Genomic DNA, 15890 nt, shown 5'->3' on the forward strand with positions numbered 1-15890 from the left:
TCTGAGGATAGGCTTGCCCTTTGATGGCGCCTGGCGGCAAGGGCACTTCAAGATGGTTTGCATTCTGAGCGGTTTAGGGGGTCGGATAAACCCTGATGTTTCGGCAACACTAGTCGTAAGGATCGACTAATCAACGCCGAAATCGGGTTATGCTCCGTCCACACCGACTATTTCCCCTAAAGGACACCGTCGCCATGGACCGTTTTCAGGCTATGCAGGTGTTTGTGCGCGTCGTGGACGCCAATAGCTTCACCCGGGCGGCCGACAGCCTCTCGCTTCCGCGCACCACCGTCACCACCATCATCCAGAACCTCGAACGCCTCTTGGGCGTGCGCCTGCTCAACCGCACCACGCGCCGTATCGGCCTGACGCCCGACGGCGCGGGCTATTACCAGCACTGCGTGCGCATTCTGGCCGACGTCGAGGAAACCGAGGCCTGCTTCCAGGAAGCGGCCCTGCGCCTGAAGGGCAGGCTGCGCATCGATGCCCCAACCTGCATCGGGCGGCTGATCCTGATCCCCTCATTGTGTGATTTCCACGACAAATACCCCGACGTGGAGCTGGTGCTGGGCCTGGGCGACCGCCCGGTCGACATGGTGCAGGAGGCCGTGGATTGCGTGATCCGCGCCGGCGACCTGGAGGATTCCAGCCTGGTCGCGCGCCGCATCGGCACGCTGCAGAGCGTGACCTGCGCCTCGCCCACCTATGTGGCGCGCCATGGCTTGCCGCAGAGCATCGACGAACTGCGCGACCATCACGCCGTGCACTATTTCTCCAGCCGTACCGGCCGCAATTGCGCCTGGGATTTCCGGGTCGACGGCAAGCACCAGGAAGTCGAAATGAAGGGCGTGGTGTCGGTGAACGAATCCGGCGCCTACCTGGATTGCGGGCTCAAGGGCTTCGGCTTGATCCAGACACCGCGTTACATGGCGCTGCCGCACCTGCAATCGGGCGAACTCATCGAGGTGCTGCCGCAATGGAAGCCCAGCCCCACCGCGATTTCGGTGCTGTATCCGCAAAGCCGCCAGCTTTCGCCCAAGGTGCGCGCCTTCACCGACTGGGCCGCTGAATTGTTCGCCAGCTGCCCGCTACTGAGCGGCCGCGACGAGACCGATCCGGCCGCGGCCAGTTGCAGCGTCTACGCCCGCGGGGCTGGCCAGGCGAACGCCGCGCCGTCTGCCGCGCCCAGGCCTGCGCTGGAGGAATACCTGCCGCCGCGCCGCCGTACCGCGCGCGAAGAGGCCGCGGAGTACGCGTTGTAAGCGCATGGCGTGGGGGGCGGATCCGCCCTCCACCTGGGGAATCACGGGAAACCCCGTAGTAAATACAGACCTTGCGTCCCTCGAATTGCATGAAACGTCTGTATAGTCCGACAGTCAAAGCCTACAACGTCCTTACTGTCGATCCGCTCCATGCAGCCTGTACTACCCGCTTACCTGATCGCCCGTTGGCTTTTGTTGCTCGTGCTGTTGGCGGGGGTGTACTTCCTCAGCGGTTTCCTGGTCCCCGCGCTCGCCGCACTCATCATCGGCCTGGCCAGCTGGCCCTTGTACCAGCGGCTGGTCGCGCGCTGCGGCGGCCGCAACGCGCTGGCAGCCTCGCTGGCGCTGCTGGTGGTGATCGTCGTGCTGATCGTGCCGATGTCGTTCGCGCTGTCCTACGCCATCAAGGAAGCCAGTACCTTCTTCGCCTGGGCCATCGCCGCCAACCGCCATGGCGTGGCCGTGCCCAACTGGATCACCTCCATGCCCGTGGTGGGCGAGCGCCTGAGCCAGTACTGGGAATCCTATATCGGCCAGCCCCATGCGCTGGGCGCCCTGGTCGAGGCCGTCAGCGGCGAGCATCTGGGCAATATCTACCGGATGGTCCTGGCGGCCACGGGCAATGTGTTCCAGTTGCTGCTGACCGTGCTGTTCATGCTGATCACGCTGTTCTTCGTCTACAAGGACGGCATCCGCATGGTGGCCCAGCTGGACGTGCTGGGCGAACGCATCCTGCCTGCCCGCTGGCAGCGCTTTTCGCGCGTGGTGCCGGCCACCATCAACTCCACCGTCACCGGCATGGGCCTGATCGCCCTGGGCGAGGGCGTGGTGCTGGGCATCGCCTACTGGGTGGCGGGCGTGCCGTCGCCCGTGCTGCTGGGCGTGGTCACCGGCTTCATGGCGCTGATACCCGGCGGCGCGCCGCTGTCGTTCACGCTGGTGTCGCTCTATCTGGTCGGCTCGGGCCATCTGGTGGCGGGCATCGCGCTGATGGTGTGGGGCAGCGTGGAACTCTTCATCGTCGACAAGACCCTGCGTCCGCGGCTGGTGGGCGGGCCGGTCAAGCTGCCTTTCCTGCCGACCTTCTTCGGGTTGGTGGGGGGCGTGAAGACGATGGGCATCGTCGGGCTGTTCGTCGGCCCCGTGCTGATGGCCCTGCTGGTGGCGGTGTGGCGCGAATGGGTGCACCATGAGGTGCAGGAACGCGATGCCGCCCGCATCAATCCTCCCGCCCAACCCCCTGCTGCTTGAATGCCATGTTGTTGCCTGATGACCAGATAGCCGTCCTGCGCGAGCAGGGCTTCGTGGTGGCGCGCCAGTTCGCCAGCCCGGAACAGGTGGCGGCGCTGCGCGCCGTTGCCGAACGCCATTTGCGCGACCACGTCGCGCCCATCGAATACGAAGCCGACCTGCGCTATCCCGGCGCGCCCGAGTCGCGCGCGGCCGAAGGCGGGCTGACCGTGCGGCGCCTGCTCGGCGCCTATGGCCGCGACCCCTTGTTCGCGCAATGGGCCGCCGATTCCCGCATCGGCCAGTGGCTGGGGCGCTACTTCGGCGAAACGCCGGTGCTGTCCACCGTGCATCACAACTGCGTGATGACCAAGCATCCGGCCTATGGCAGCCTGACCGGCTGGCACCAGGACATCCGCTATTGGTCGTTTTCCGACACCGATCTGGTGTCCACCTGGCTGGCGCTGGGCCCGGAAACGCGCGCCAACGGCGGCCTGTCCTTCATCCCGGGTTCGCACGCGGCCGCCTTCGCGCCGGAACAGTTCGACCAGCAGAAGTTCTTCCGCGACGACGCGCCCCAGAACGCCGAGTGGATCGCCCGCGCGGTCTGCCCCGAACTGCAGGCGGGCGACGTGGTGTTCTTCCATTGCCGCACCCTGCATGCCGCCCAGGGCAACGCCAGCGACCGCGTGAAGCTGTCGCTGGTGCATACCTACCATCCGCAGTCCTGTCATCCGCTGCCGGGCACGCGCTCGGCCAGCCAGCCGGGCGTGCCGCTGACGGTCCCGGCCGCCTGATGCTCTGAGTCAGCGCCGCATTCTGCGGCGCTGTTCCTTTCTCGATCAGCCGCCACTGCGGCCCGTGCTGTCCGCCTGAAATCTCTCCGGGCGCGGCCCCGCATGCGCCGACTTTCCCGGTCCGGGTTCGTGTCCTGACGGGATCTTTCCCCTTGATTGTCGACCACTGCGCCCGCTCGCTGGCGGGCTCGGCTGCGGGCGCTTTTTCCGGTGCTGAAAGGGCCTGCGCCAAAAAATGGGCCTAGTCCTATGTCTTGCCCGGATCGGAGAGGACTAGCCCGATGGGCGGCCTGCGCCGCGAAATCTACGATGCAGTTGTTGAGTACGCGAACTGAAAAGACCTGTCCCCAACGGTCCCTCAAGCACTAGCGCACGCAGCAAAGATCCGCCCGCAAAGGCGATTTCCCTCACCTCAAAACCCAACTCAAAAGACTCATCATGAAAAAGACCCTCCTGACCGCTGCTCTGGCCATCGCCGGCCTCGCCTCCTTCGCCAGCGCCCACGCCGCCGACGGCACCATCGAATTCACCGGCAACATCACCGCCAATACCTGCATGATCAACGGCGGCAACGGCGGCGAGAACTTCACCGTTGCGCTGCCCGCCGTGTCGGCCAAGACGCTGGAAGCCGCAGGCGCCACCGCCGGCCGCACTCCGTTCAAGATTGCGCTGAGCGGCTGCACCTCCGACCAGCCGGTTTCGGTCCACTTCGAAGGCGGCGCCACCGTTTCGCAAACCACCGGCCGTCTGGTCGTTGACGCCGGCGGCGCCGAGAAAGTCGAACTGGGCCTGCTGAACAACTCGTTCGGCGAAATTATGGCCGGCGCGGCCATCGGCCAGCAGAACTCGCAGACCGTGACGCTGTCCGGCGGCAAGGCTGACCTGGACTACTTCGTCGAGTACCACTCGCTGGGCAACGCCACCGCCGGCGCCGCCAACTCGCGCGTGCAGTACTCGATCTCCTACGAGTAATGCGCCGACTCGGCGGCCGCCTCCCGGGGCCGCCGAGGCAGGTGTTTCCCTGCAAGCCGTCTCACCCGCTCCCCGAGACGGCTTGGAAGGAAACCGACCATAGACGCAGCATCCACCACCAAGGGCTACATCATGAAAACTCTACGCCGCACCCTGATGGCCGCCGCAACGCTTGCCGCGGGCTGTTTTGCACTCCAGGCGCAGGCCAGCGTCGTTATTTCCAGCACGCGCGTGATCTATCCGGCGCAGGAGCGCGAAGTCACCATCAAGCTGAGCAATGACGGCCGTACGCCTGCCCTGGTTCAGTCGTGGCTGGACGACGGCAGCATCACCGACGCGCCGGAAACGCTGAAGGTCCCCTTCGTGCTGACGCCCGCCATCTTCCGCGTGGATCCCGGCAAGGGGCAGACCCTGCGTCTGATCCACACCAAGGAATCGATGCCGCAGGATAAGGAAAGCATGTACTGGCTTAACGTGCTGGAAGTCCCGCCCAAGGCTCAGGCCGGCGAAGACGCCAATCGCCTGCAGCTTGCCTTTCGCACGCGCATCAAGGTGATGTATCGCCCGCAAGGCCTGCCGGGCCAGGCAGACGAGGCGCCGGCGCAGCTGCGTTGGGAGGTCGCTCCCGCCGCGGCCGGCAAAGGCTATGCGCTGAAGGCCAGCAATCCCACGCCCTATGTCGTGAACCTGGGCAAGATCAGCCTGCAGTCTGGCGGCCAGACCTTCGATGCCGGAGCCGGTTACGTCAAGCCGGGCGACTCCACGTTGTTTCCCCTCGCGGGAATGACATCGGCGCCGGCAGGCGGCGCCCAGGTCAAGTTCAACAGCATCAACGACTGGGGCGCGAACGTCGAAGGCTCCCTGCCGCTGATGTCGGGACCCGCCTCGTCCCTGCGCTAGGACGCTAAGCCGCGCACGCGCGCGGCCCTCATCTCGCCAAACTCCTCTTGTGAGGGATGCCGGTAACGGTATCCCCGGGGAGAGTGTTGTCCAGCGTTTTCATCGAATCCACTCTTTCAGCTCCGCCGTTATGAAGAAAACCCTTTCAAAGCTCCTGCATACGCGAGATAGCGTCAGTCTGCGTCTGACCCCTCTTTGCGCGGCACTGCTGGTGGCCCTGGTTGCGCATGAGCGGGTGGCGCAGGCCGCCGAGGCCGACGCATCCGGAAGGATGGTGGCTTCGGTGGAATTCGAGGATGCCTTCCTGATGGGCGGCTCGGGCCAGCGCACCGACCTGTCGCGCTTCGCCAAGGGAAACATGGCCGCGCCCGGCAACTATTCGGTGGACTTGTTCATCAACCAAAGCTATGTGGGCCGCGTCGATGTGCCGTTCGCGGCGGTTGCCGGCGAGGCGGCGGCGCAGCCCGTGTTCGACCGTCAGCTGTTGCAGCGCATCGGCGTCGACCTGGGCAAGCTGCCCGCCGAGGCGACCGCAAAGCTGGCGCAAGACGCCAGCCTGCGCCTGGACGAGATCGCCGCGGACGCCGGCAGCGATTTCGACTTCGGCGACCAGCGCCTGGACCTCAGCATTCCCCAGGCCTCCATGAGCCGCCACGCCCGCGGTTACGTCAGTCCGGAACTATGGGACTCAGGCGTCAACGCGGCCATGGTCGATTACGACTTCAACCTGTACAACTACCGCAACAAGGCGTTTGGCGGCACGCAGCGGCAGGGCTATCTGGGCTTGCGCGCGGGCGTCAACCTGGGTGATTGGCGTCTGCGCCACAACGGCTCCTATTCTTTCGATTCCCAGGGCCAGCGCCAGTACCAGAACATCTCGACTTACGCGCAGCGCGAAATCGTTGCGCTGTCGTCCCAACTCACCTTGGGCGAAGCCTATACCAGCGGCGAACTGTTCGAGTCCACGCCCTTCAAGGGCGTACGCCTGGCCAGCGACGATCGCATGCTGCCCGACTCGATGCGCGGCTACGCGCCCGTGGTGCGCGGCATGGCCAACAGCAACGCGCGGGTCACCATCCGGCAGAACTCGGTGGTCATCTACGAAACCACGGTGGCGCCGGGGGCCTTTGAAATCACCGACCTGTACGCCACCGGCTACGGCGGCGACCTGGATGTGTCGGTGCAGGAAGCCGACGGCAGCGTGCGCAGGTTTTCGGTGCCCTACGCCGCCGTGCCGATGTCGCTGCGCCCGGGCGTGAGCCGCTATAGCGTGGTCGGCGGCGCCGTGCGCAACAAGCAGTTGTCGAAAAGCCCGCATTTCCTGCAGGCTACTTACCAACGCGGCCTGTCCAATCTGGTCACGGGTTATGCCGGCGCCACGGTGGCGCAAAACTACACCTCGGTCTTGTTGGGCGGGGCCCTGAATACGTCGGCCGGAGCGTTCGGCCTGGACGCGACCCAGTCGCGCCTGTCGCAGGCAGACGCTACGCATACCGGCACCAGCATGCGCGCCAGCTATGCAAAGAACCTGCCCAACACTGGCACCAACGTCTCCATCGCGGCGTACCGCTATTCCACCAGCGGCTTCTACGGCCTGAACGAAGCCATGAATTCGCTCTACGGCTATGGCCAGTACCGTTATACCGGCAGCATGGTGCGCGAGCGCAACCGCGCCTCGATCATGCTGAGCCAGCAGTTGGGCGGGCAGCGCGGCAGCATCAACCTGACCGCCTCGGGCGTGGACCATTGGAACCGCGATGGCCGCGACGTGAACTACAGCATCGCCTATGCGAACCGGTACAAGACCGTGGGCTACAACATCAGCGTCCAGCGTCAGCGCGACAGCCGGCAGCAGATGGGCACCGCGGTCTACGCGACCATCAGCATTCCGCTGGGCAAGAGCAATCCGCTCAGCCTGTCGACCAATGCCGGACGCGACTCCGACGGCCGCTTGCGGGTGCAAAGCACGTTGTCCGGCTCCACGGGCGAGGACAATGACCTGTCCTACAGCCTTAGCGCCGACCATGCTTCCGGCGGTTCGGGCGACAGCATGAACGGCGGCAGCGCCAGCATGCTCTACCGCGCGCCGGTCGCCGAATTCACGGGCAGCGCAGGCGTGGGTACGGGCTATTCGCAAAGCTCGGTAGGCGTGCGCGGGGCGCTCGTCGCGCATCCGGGCGGCCTTACGCTGTCGCAGCCGCTTTCGGAAACCTTCGGCATCGTTGAAGCGCCCGACGCCGAAGGCGCGCGTCTGCTCAATGCCTCGGGCGTGCGCGTCAACAGCCGTGGATATGCCGTCGTGCCGCATCTGACGCCGTATCGCATGAACACGGTGGAAATCGATCCCAAGGGGCTGTCCACCGATGTGGAACTGCAGGTCACCAGCCAGCAGGTGGCGCCGCGCGCCGGTGCGGTCGCGATGCTGCGGTACGCCACGGTCTCGGGGCGGTCGGCCATGCTGCAGGTGCTGAAAGCCGATGGCAAGCCGCTGCCGTTCGGCGCCAGCGTGGTGGATGAGCATGGTGTGGAAGTCGGTCTGGTCGGGCAGGCAAGCCGTGTACTGGCGCGCGGCCTGCAGGACCGCGGCCAATTGACCGTCAAGTGGGGCGAACTGCCTGGCGATGTATGCCGCATGGATTATGAACTTCCGGCCACGGAAAAAGGCATGGGTCCGGACAGCTATCGGCAGATCGAAACCCACTGCGGCTAGACATCTCAGGACTTACCTTCAACCGGAATCGCACAATGAATACGTTTCGAGCACTACTTTTACTTGGCGCCGCGTTGCTATCGCAGGCCTTCTCTCCCAACGCATCCGCCGACAACAACCTTCGTTTTGACTGTGAGACTCCATTTGTCTTGGGGATCGTCCTTCCTTCCACGATCGAGCTTAATGCCGACGTGGGCGTCGGTCAGGTGATGTGGTCCGGTACTAGCACCACCCGGACGCTCAGGAATGGCGTATGTTCGCACGCGGAATCCGTGGATTTCGCCATGATTATCGACCTCGAAAAACTTGCGCAGAACGGGGTATTCGATACTGGCATTCCGGGGGTAGGCGCTCGCATCAAGTCCCGGTACAGGTCCTGCGTTTCGGATTATTGGCCGACGGTGTGCGAGAGTACGTTTGAAGGGGTTGCAGCTCCGAGGGTAACGATCGAGTACGAACTGATCAAGACCGGGAACGTGGGTTCTGGAACGCTGGCGTGTTGTAACGATATCGCTTACTGGAACCCCGCAGGCACCAAGTATTACTATGCCACGTTCCGGTACGGCGGGACTAGCTCCGTACGCGTGAGAAGACCGCCGACTTGCTCCTTTTCGTCGAAGGACACCATCCAGACCTCGCTCGGCGTGGTCTCCAAGACGGCTTTCAAGGGTCTTGGCTCTACGTCGCCTGAGCGGCCGTTCAAGATCGATCTGAGTTGCAAGGGCGGGGATGGCCTCAGTTCGCTGGACGTGTACGCCACGTTGACGGACGCCACCAACCCTGGCAACCGCTCCAATGTGCTGACCTTGTCGCCCGGGTCTGGCGCCACGGGTGTCGGGGTCGAAATATTGAGCGGCACCACGGTGCTGGGATATGGCGCGGACTCGAACGTGCTTGGCAACCCTGGCCAATGGAAGGCAGGCACCGTGTCGCCCGGAGCCAGTGTCTTTTCCATCCCGTTGACGGCGCGCTACGTGCAAACCGACGAGGTCGTGACTGTCGGAACCGCCAATGCGCGGGCCACGTTCACGATGAGCTATCAGTAGCGGCGCCCCAGCCGCCACAACAGAATCGTCGCGATCAGGATCGCGGCGACATTGAACTGCATGGCGTTGGCAAAAGCGCTGGCATGACGTTCGGCCGCGCCCGCAGCGGCATGCGCATCGAGTGCGCCGGCGTACAGCATGCCCGCCGCCGACACGCCCAGCGCCGCGCCCACCTGCTGCAAGGTCGACACCACGCCGGCCGCCATGCCAGCGTGGCGGTCGTCGACGAAGCCCAGCGCCAGATTCACCAGCGGCGTGTTGACGGCGCCCTGGGCCGCGCCCAGCCACACCAGCGCCGGCAACAGCGACCACGGCGCCAGGCTCGCGCCGGCCGCGTCCACCTGCAGCATCAAGGTTGCCGTGGCGCCGCCATACAGCAGGGCGGCCAGTGCGATGGCGAGCGTGCCGAAGCGCGCCACCAGCCGCGGCGCCGCCATCGATCCGGCCACGAAGCCCACGCTGGCGGGGGCGAAGATCAGGCCGGCCGTCAGCGCGTCCAGGCCGAAGCCAGTCTGCACCAGCAGCGCATAGCAGAGGAACATGGCGCTGGCGGTGGAGAACACCAGCATGACCAGCAGACAACCCGCCGCGAAGCGCGGCTGCGCCAGCAAGGCCATGTCAACTAGCGGCGCGCCGCCGCGGGCCGCGACACGCCGCTGCATGCGCACGAACAGCGCCAGCGCGATCAGCGCCGCCACGCCGCAGGCCACCGTCCACACGGGCCAGCGGCGCGCGGGACCTTCTATCAGCGCCAGCAGCAGCAGGGCCAGTCCTGCGCCCACCAGCGCCGAACCGGGCCAGTCCATGCTGGCGGCCGAGGGCTCGCGTGATTCCGGGATATGGCGTGCCAGTCGCCACGCCAACAGGCCCAGCGGCACGTTGAGCAGGAATATGCTGCGCCATGCCAGCCCGAACAGGTCGGCATGCACGATCCAGCCGCCCAGCACCTGTCCGGCGATGGCCGCCAGTCCCAGCGTCATGCCCAGCAAGCCGAAGGCGCGCTGCCGTTCCTGGCCCTGATAGCTGACTCGGATCAACGCATACACCTGCGGAAACAGCATGGCCGCGGCCATGCCTTGCAGGATGCGCGCGGCGATCAGCGTGTCGGCCGTGGGCGCCAGGCCGCACAGCGCCGAGGCCAGCGCAAACCCCGCCATGCCCAGCATGAACAGGCGCCGCCGGCCATGGCGGTCGCCCAGCCGGCTGCCCGCGATCAGCAGCACGCCATAGGCCAGCTCGTAGGCGGCGATGATGAAGCTGATCTGCGCGAAGCTGGCGGACAAGGTGGATTGCATGCTGGGAATGGCGACGTTCACCACGAACAGATCGAAGATCGTGATGAAGCCGCCAGACAGCAGCACGGCCAGGCCCAGGCGGCCCAGGGCGGGCTGCGGCGCGGCGTGCGCGCCAGGGCAGGGGAGTGTGGAAGAAGACATGGAAAGCGCCATCGGAGTCAGGATGGGCGCTATTCTGGAGAGGCTTTTAGCCTTATACAATTTAGCTGTTTATGCTATTACCAGGTGCAATAGACTCATGACCGCAACCGCAACCGCAGCCCCCAAGCGCCTGGAGCGCACCCGCGCCGATCTGTCGGAATTTCTGCGGCTGCGCCGCGAACGGCTCAGTCCTGCCGAGCTGGGGCTGCCCGCGGGAGGCCGCCGGCGCACGCCGGGATTGCGGCGCGAGGAAGTGGCCGCGTTGGCCGGCGTGGGCCTGGCCTGGTACACCTGGTTCGAACAAGGGCGCAACATCAGCGTGTCGGCAGGCTTCCTGGAAAACCTGGCGCGCGTGCTGAAGCTGGACGCGGCCGAACGCCGTCATCTCTACCTGCTGGCGCACCAGCGTCCGCCATCGGAACCGGGGCGCACCTGGTGCACGGTGCCCGCGCAGGTGCGCCGCCTGATGGACGACCTGCCCACGCGCCCGGCCTACATCCTCAATCTGCGCTGGGACGTAGTGGCGTGGAATGCGGCCGCGGACCGCGTGTTCAATTTTTCAACGCAGGCCCCGGGCCGCAGGAACCTGTTGTGGATGCTGTTCGCGGATCCGGCGATGCGCGAACTGTTCGTGGACTGGCCAGCGCAAGCGCCCGCCATGCTGTCCACATTCCGGCGCGACTTCGCCAGCGCGGGCCAGGCGCCGGACGTCGGAGAGCTGGTGGATGAACTGGAGCGCGTATTGCCGGACTTCAAGAGCTGGTGGCGCGAACACGATGTGCACGGGTCCTGCATGGGCCTGCGCAGCCTCTGCCTGCCAGCCCTGGGCGCGCTGGCGTTCGAGCATTCCACCTTGTCGGTGGACGAGAGCCGGCACCTGCGGCTGGTGGTCTACGCGCCCGCGCCCGACGAACCCAAGGCGGCGGCGTTCGAGCGTTGGCTCGCGGGGCGCGTAGCGGCCCGATCCAAGCCCGCACGTGGCACCAGGGAATAGGCGCGCCGTGGGTCTACGGAGCCGTGGCGGGCGGCTCCTATAGTCGGGGCATCTTCATACCGCCGCGTCCTCGCGGATGCTTCCGCCGGCCATGTCCACCGCTGCGCTTTCCCGCCGCCACGCCTTGCTGCTGCTGGGCGTGGAGGTGCTGGCCTGGGGCTTCACCTGGATCGTCAACAAGCTGCTGTTGCAGTACATGACGCCTATCTGGGCAGCGGCCGCGCGCAGCATCGCGGGCACCGCCGCATTGCTGTTGCTGGGTCTCGCGCTGCGCCGCGTGGCCCGGCCGGTCAAGGCCGACCTTCCGGTGATTTTCAGCGTGGGGCTGCTGCACATGGGGGCGTTTGCCGCGCTGGTCAGCCTGGGCATGCTGTACGTGCCGGCGGGCCGCTCGGCCGTGCTGGCCTACACCACGCCCTTGTGGGTGATACCGGGCGCCTGGCTGTTCCTGAGGGAGGCAGTGGGGCCAGCCCGGCGGGCCGGGCTGGCGCTGGGCCTCCTGGGGCTGGTCGTCATCTTCAATCCGCTGGCCTTCGACTGGACCAATCGCGATGCCCTGTTGGGCAATGGCCTGATCCTGCTGGCGGCGCTGTGCTGGGCGGCCAATATCGTCTACGTGCGCGCACACCGCTGGGTTACGCCGCCCTTCGAACTCGCGCTGTGGCAGGCCCTGTTGGCTTCGGCCGTACTGTCGGCCGTGGCGTACGCAACCGAAGGTCCGCCGCAAGTGGCGTGGAGCGCCGACCTGGCATGGCTGCTGGGCTATGCCGGTGTCTTCGGCATCGCGGTGGCGCACTGGGCTGCCGTGAATGTAAATCGTGCCTTGCCCGCGGGCGTGACTTCCATCGGATTGTTGGGGGTACCCGTGTTCGGCTTGCTGTGCTCGGCCCTGTTCCTGCACGAGCCGGTCAGCGTTTCGCTGCTGGCGGGCATGGCGCTCATCGTGGGAGGGATCGCGGCAGGGGTGATCGAACGTCGCGCTTGACGGCCGGACTATCGCAGGTATATCGTAAGATATATGTCGTAAGATATAACTCGTACGATAGACACCGGAGGTAAACCATGCGTGACGCCCAATTCCTTACCGCATTCGTGCGCCGAGCCCGCCAGAAGCCGCAGGGCCGCCACGGTCATTCCCATTCCCATCATCCCCATGCGCACCATCGCCACCACGGCGAAGGCCATGGCCACCACCAGCGCCACGCCGCCGCGGGCGGGGACTGGTTCTCCGGTCCGGCCGACGAGCGCGGCGAAGGCGGCGGCTTCGGGGGCGGTTTCGGCGACGACGGTCGCGGCTGGACCCGCAGCCGCAAAGTCAGCGCCGACGACCTGCAGCTGATGCTGCTGGGCCTGCTGGAAAAGAATCCCAGCCATGGCTACGAGCTGATCAAGGCGCTGGGTGCGCTCAGCAACGGTTTCTACACGCCCAGCCCCGGCATGGTGTATCCCGCGCTGACCTACCTGGAAGAGCTGGGCTACGCCACCGTCGAGCAAGAGGGCGCGAAGAAGCGCTATCACCTGGCGGAACCGGGCCGTGCGCACCTGGACGGCAATCGCGAACGCCTGGCGCTGATGTTCAACAAGCTCAAGCACGTGGCGCGCAAGATGGACTGGATGCGCCAGGCCTGGAGCGGCCAGCCGCGCAACGTCGGCCCCGAAGGCGAAGACACCGCCACCGGCTGGCTGCCGGAGTTCGTGGCCGCGCGCCAGGCGCTCAAGCGCGCGTTGCTGGACCGCACCGACGCCTCGCCCGCCGAGCAGCGGCGCATCGCGGTCATCCTGGCCCGCGCCACTGCCGACATCACGGAACAGAGCTGTTCCTGAAGACCTCATTCCTGGAGTATCCATGACCCGCAACGACCTGAATGTCGAACGCGTCCGCCACAACCTGAAGATGCGCACGCTGACCGTGGCCAGCGTCGAACGCGTCGCAGGCCTGATGGCCCGCGTCACCTTCACCGGCGACGAACTGCAGGACTTCGTGTCCGCCTCGTTCGACGACCACGTCAAACTGTTCTTTCCCGCCGATCCTTCCCTGCCGCCAGCGCTGCCGGCGGTGACACCGGACGGCATCAAGTTCCCGGAGGACATGCCCAAGCCCGCCGCCCGCGACTACACGCCGCGCTTTTTCGACGCGGCGCGCAAGGAGCTCGTCATCGACTTCGTGCTGCACGGCGACGGCCCCGCGTCCACCTGGGCCGAACAGGCCAAGCCGGGCCAACTGCTGGGCATAGGCGGGCCGCGCGGCTCCTTCGTCGTACCCACGGGCTTCGACTGGCATGTGCTGATCGGAGATGAAACCGCCTTGCCCGCCATCGCCCGCCGACTGGAAGAGCTGCCGGCCAGCGCGCAGGCGCTGGTGCTGATCGAAGTGCCGGATGCTTCCAACGAAATCCCGCTGGCTACCGCAGCGCAAGTCTCGGTGCGCTGGCTGCACCGCAACGGCACCGCGGCGGGCTACAGCACCCTGTTGCTGGAAGCCGCGCGCGAGCTGACGCTGCCGCCGGGCGAAGGCTATGCCTGGGTGGCCGCGGAATCGGCCGCGGCCAAGGCCGTGCGGGAAATCATGGTTGCGCAGCATGGCGTCGACAAGAGCCGCATCCGCGCGGCCAGCTACTGGAAACGCGGCGCCGTGGCTGTGCACGAATCGCACGAAGGCTGAATCGTCGGCTGGCGAGGGAGTAAAGATCTTCAGCCGCCGGCCAACGCCAGCAGATTGCGTACCCGCCCGCCCGCGCCTTCTTCGCGCACAGCCAGGCCCAGCACTGCGCGCGGCCAGTCCAGCGCGAAAGGGCGGTACACCACGCCGTCGGGACGCAGATGGCGCAGCGATTTCGGTACGATGGCCACGCCCATGCCCGCCGCTACCAGGTTCACCGCCGACGACAGTTGCGGCGCGCGCTGGCCGATCTGCGGATTCAGTCCATGCTGGCGGCAGGCGGCCATGATGTCGGCGCTGAGTCCATAGCCGGATTTGCGCGAATACAGGATGAAGCGTTCCTGCTCCAGATCGGCAGGCGCCAGCCGCTTGCGCCGCGCCAGCGCGTGGCCCAGCGGCAGCGCCACCACCAGCGGTTCCTGCGCCAGTTGCGTGAATGCCAGGCCGCCGTCCAGCGCGAAGGGCGGGCGCACGAAGGCCGCGTCGATCGCGCCGCTGCGCAGTTGCGTCACCAGCGTTTCGCTATCGCCCTGCGACAGCGTCATCTCCACGTCCGGATAGCGCTGCCGGTACTGCCGTATCAGTTCCGTCACCACGCCGCTAAAGGACGCGGATTCCGTGAATCCCAATGTCAGTTCGCCGACTTCGCCGCGCGCGGCCCGCTGCGCCGTGCGCACGGCGGCGTCAGCCCGCTGCAGGATGTCTTGCGCGCAGACCAGGAAGGCGCGTCCGGCATCGTTCAGCGCAACGCCACGCCCGGTGCGATCGAACAGCGGCGTGCCGACTTCCTGCTCCAGTTGGCGGATCTGCTGCGACAGCGGCGGCTGCGCCATGCCCAGCTGCTCGGCCGCGCGTGTGAAGTGCTGGGCCTCGGCGGTGGCGACGAAGTAACGCAGGTGACGCAGTTCCATATTGGTACTTTGAAAGTATTGATTATGAATTTTCCATATATTGGACATTCTATTGCGACGGGCCGATCATGCATACATCGACGACACCCGCAAAGGAATCCGCATGACTGCCCCCATCAAACCCAGCACCCTGTTGCGCCAGCGCCTGGCCCGCGACATCGTCGTGGCGCCCGGCGCCTATGACGGCATGTCGGCCCGGCTGGTGGCCGCGGCCGGCTTTTCCGCCGTCTACGCCAGCGGCGGCGCCATCGCGCGCGCAGCCGGCTATCCGGACATCGGCCTGCTCAGCTTCACCGAGGTCATGGACCGCGTGGAAAAGATCGTGGACGCCAGCGGCCTGCCGGTGGTGGCCGATGCCGACACCGGCTTTGGCGGTTCGGCCAACGTGGAGCGCACCGTGCGCATCATGGAACGCGCCGGCGTGGCGGCCTTCCATATCGAAGACCAGTCCTTCCCCAAGCGCTGCGGCCATCTGGACGACAAGAGCCTGGTGGACGCCGAGGAAATGTGCCGCAAGGTGCATATCGCGCGCCAGACGCTGAGCGACCCCGATGCGCTGGTGATCGCGCGCACCGACGCCATTGCGGTCGAAGGTTTCGAGGCCGCGCTTTCTCGCGCCGAGCGCTATCTGAAGGCGGGCGCGGACATGATCTTCGTGGAAGCGCCCGAGACGCTGGAGCAGATCCGCGCCATCGCCGAACGCCTGCCGGGCCTGAAGCTGATCAACATGTTCTACGGCGGCAAGACGCCGCTCACGCCGCTGGCCGACCTGGCGGCCATGGGCTACCGCCTGGCGATCATTCCGTCGGACTTGCAGCGCGCCGCCATCCACGCCATGCAGGCCACGCTTGCGGCCATCAAGCAGACAGGCGACAGCAGCGCGCTGGCCGATCAGCTCACCAGCTTCAAGGAGCGGGAGGAGATCGTGCAGACGCGCCGCTACCTGGCGCTGGACACGCAGTAAGCGCGCGAC

14 protein-coding genes are annotated in these 15890 nt (G+C 66.2%); 12 read left to right on the forward strand and 2 right to left on the reverse strand.

Features of this window, described 5'->3' with window-relative positions; translation table 11 throughout:
- Window positions 1-194 precede the first annotated feature (194 nt).
- The 7 genes from IB268_RS03220 (at window position 195) to IB268_RS03250 (ending at window position 8917) form a co-directional block, all read left to right on the forward strand.
- Complete coding sequence (locus tag IB268_RS03220; RefSeq protein WP_054458795.1) at window positions 195-1262, forward strand: LysR family transcriptional regulator; 1068 nt, start codon at window positions 195-197, stop codon at window positions 1260-1262.
- Between the two features lie 150 nt (window positions 1263-1412).
- Window positions 1413-2513 carry an AI-2E family transporter gene (locus IB268_RS03225; protein ID WP_054458797.1) on the forward strand — a complete coding sequence of 367 codons (1101 nt, stop codon included), beginning with the start codon at window positions 1413-1415 and terminating at the stop codon, window positions 2511-2513.
- A gap of 5 nt (window positions 2514-2518) precedes the next feature.
- Window positions 2519-3289 (forward strand): phytanoyl-CoA dioxygenase family protein, encoded by a 771-nt coding sequence (locus IB268_RS03230; protein WP_119451679.1) that lies wholly within the window; start codon window positions 2519-2521, stop codon window positions 3287-3289.
- 438 nt (window positions 3290-3727) lie between these two features.
- Complete coding sequence (locus IB268_RS03235) at window positions 3728-4261, forward strand: fimbrial protein (RefSeq protein WP_192353004.1); 534 nt, start codon at window positions 3728-3730, stop codon at window positions 4259-4261.
- Window positions 4262-4393: 132 nt separating this feature from the next.
- Window positions 4394-5161, forward strand: a complete 768-nt coding sequence (locus IB268_RS03240) for a molecular chaperone (RefSeq protein ID WP_192353005.1) — start codon at window positions 4394-4396, stop codon at window positions 5159-5161.
- 130 nt (window positions 5162-5291) lie between these two features.
- The gene (locus tag IB268_RS03245; protein WP_192353794.1) at window positions 5292-7871 is read left to right on the forward strand and encodes a fimbria/pilus outer membrane usher protein; all 2580 of its coding nucleotides are present in this window, start codon (window positions 5292-5294) and stop codon (window positions 7869-7871) included.
- A gap of 35 nt (window positions 7872-7906) precedes the next feature.
- Window positions 7907-8917, forward strand: a complete 1011-nt coding sequence (locus IB268_RS03250) for a fimbrial protein (protein WP_192353795.1) — start codon at window positions 7907-7909, stop codon at window positions 8915-8917.
- On the opposite strand, the gene IB268_RS03255 is transcribed toward IB268_RS03250, so the two are convergent.
- Complete coding sequence (locus IB268_RS03255) at window positions 8911-10353, reverse strand: MFS transporter (protein ID WP_225591287.1); 1443 nt, start codon at window positions 10351-10353, stop codon at window positions 8911-8913. The genes IB268_RS03250 and IB268_RS03255 overlap by 7 nt on opposite strands.
- A 97-nt stretch (window positions 10354-10450) precedes the next feature.
- Between IB268_RS03255 and IB268_RS03260 the strand changes: the two genes are divergently transcribed.
- The 4 genes from IB268_RS03260 (at window position 10451) to IB268_RS03275 (ending at window position 14009) form a co-directional block, all read left to right on the forward strand.
- Window positions 10451-11347, forward strand: a complete 897-nt coding sequence (locus tag IB268_RS03260) for a helix-turn-helix transcriptional regulator (protein ID WP_192353796.1) — start codon at window positions 10451-10453, stop codon at window positions 11345-11347.
- Between the two features lie 91 nt (window positions 11348-11438).
- The gene (locus IB268_RS03265) at window positions 11439-12332 is read left to right on the forward strand and encodes a DMT family transporter (RefSeq protein ID WP_192353797.1); all 894 of its coding nucleotides are present in this window, start codon (window positions 11439-11441) and stop codon (window positions 12330-12332) included.
- A gap of 77 nt (window positions 12333-12409) precedes the next feature.
- The gene (locus tag IB268_RS31015; RefSeq protein ID WP_225591288.1) at window positions 12410-13171 is read left to right on the forward strand and encodes a PadR family transcriptional regulator; all 762 of its coding nucleotides are present in this window, start codon (window positions 12410-12412) and stop codon (window positions 13169-13171) included.
- A gap of 22 nt (window positions 13172-13193) precedes the next feature.
- Window positions 13194-14009, forward strand: a complete 816-nt coding sequence (locus IB268_RS03275) for a siderophore-interacting protein (RefSeq protein ID WP_192353798.1) — start codon at window positions 13194-13196, stop codon at window positions 14007-14009.
- 29 nt (window positions 14010-14038) lie between these two features.
- Here IB268_RS03275 and IB268_RS03280 read toward each other — a convergent pair whose 3' ends face one another.
- A complete protein-coding gene (locus IB268_RS03280; protein ID WP_192353799.1) occupies window positions 14039-14917 on the reverse strand; it encodes a LysR family transcriptional regulator in 879 nt (292 codons plus the stop codon).
- A 103-nt stretch (window positions 14918-15020) separates the two neighbouring features.
- On the opposite strand from IB268_RS03280, the gene IB268_RS03285 reads away from it, so the two are divergent.
- A complete protein-coding gene (locus IB268_RS03285) occupies window positions 15021-15881 on the forward strand; it encodes an oxaloacetate decarboxylase (RefSeq protein ID WP_192329585.1) in 861 nt (286 codons plus the stop codon).
- Window positions 15882-15890 lie beyond the last annotated feature (9 nt).

This window comes from Achromobacter sp. ACM01, from assembly GCF_014851745.1.
In the GTDB taxonomy this organism is placed as follows: domain Bacteria; phylum Pseudomonadota; class Gammaproteobacteria; order Burkholderiales; family Burkholderiaceae_B; genus Achromobacter; species Achromobacter aegrifaciens.

Coding starts and splice junctions, on each gene's coding strand:
- IB268_RS03220 (WP_054458795.1), top strand. CDS start 195: ATGGACCGTTTTCAGGCTATGCAGGTGTTTGTGCGCGTCGTGGACGCC.
- IB268_RS03225 (WP_054458797.1), top strand. CDS start 1,413: ATGCAGCCTGTACTACCCGCTTACCTGATCGCCCGTTGGCTTTTGTTG.
- IB268_RS03230 (WP_119451679.1), top strand. CDS start 2,519: ATGTTGTTGCCTGATGACCAGATAGCCGTCCTGCGCGAGCAGGGCTTC.
- IB268_RS03235 (WP_192353004.1), top strand. CDS start 3,728: ATGAAAAAGACCCTCCTGACCGCTGCTCTGGCCATCGCCGGCCTCGCC.
- IB268_RS03240 (WP_192353005.1), top strand. CDS start 4,394: ATGAAAACTCTACGCCGCACCCTGATGGCCGCCGCAACGCTTGCCGCG.
- IB268_RS03245 (WP_192353794.1), top strand. CDS start 5,292: ATGAAGAAAACCCTTTCAAAGCTCCTGCATACGCGAGATAGCGTCAGT.
- IB268_RS03250 (WP_192353795.1), top strand. CDS start 7,907: ATGAATACGTTTCGAGCACTACTTTTACTTGGCGCCGCGTTGCTATCG.
- IB268_RS03255 (WP_225591287.1), bottom strand. CDS start 10,353: ATGTCTTCTTCCACACTCCCCTGCCCTGGCGCGCACGCCGCGCCGCAG.
- IB268_RS03260 (WP_192353796.1), top strand. CDS start 10,451: ATGACCGCAACCGCAACCGCAGCCCCCAAGCGCCTGGAGCGCACCCGC.
- IB268_RS03265 (WP_192353797.1), top strand. CDS start 11,439: ATGTCCACCGCTGCGCTTTCCCGCCGCCACGCCTTGCTGCTGCTGGGC.
- IB268_RS31015 (WP_225591288.1), top strand. CDS start 12,410: ATGCGTGACGCCCAATTCCTTACCGCATTCGTGCGCCGAGCCCGCCAG.
- IB268_RS03275 (WP_192353798.1), top strand. CDS start 13,194: ATGACCCGCAACGACCTGAATGTCGAACGCGTCCGCCACAACCTGAAG.
- IB268_RS03280 (WP_192353799.1), bottom strand. CDS start 14,917: ATGGAACTGCGTCACCTGCGTTACTTCGTCGCCACCGCCGAGGCCCAG.
- IB268_RS03285 (WP_192329585.1), top strand. CDS start 15,021: ATGACTGCCCCCATCAAACCCAGCACCCTGTTGCGCCAGCGCCTGGCC.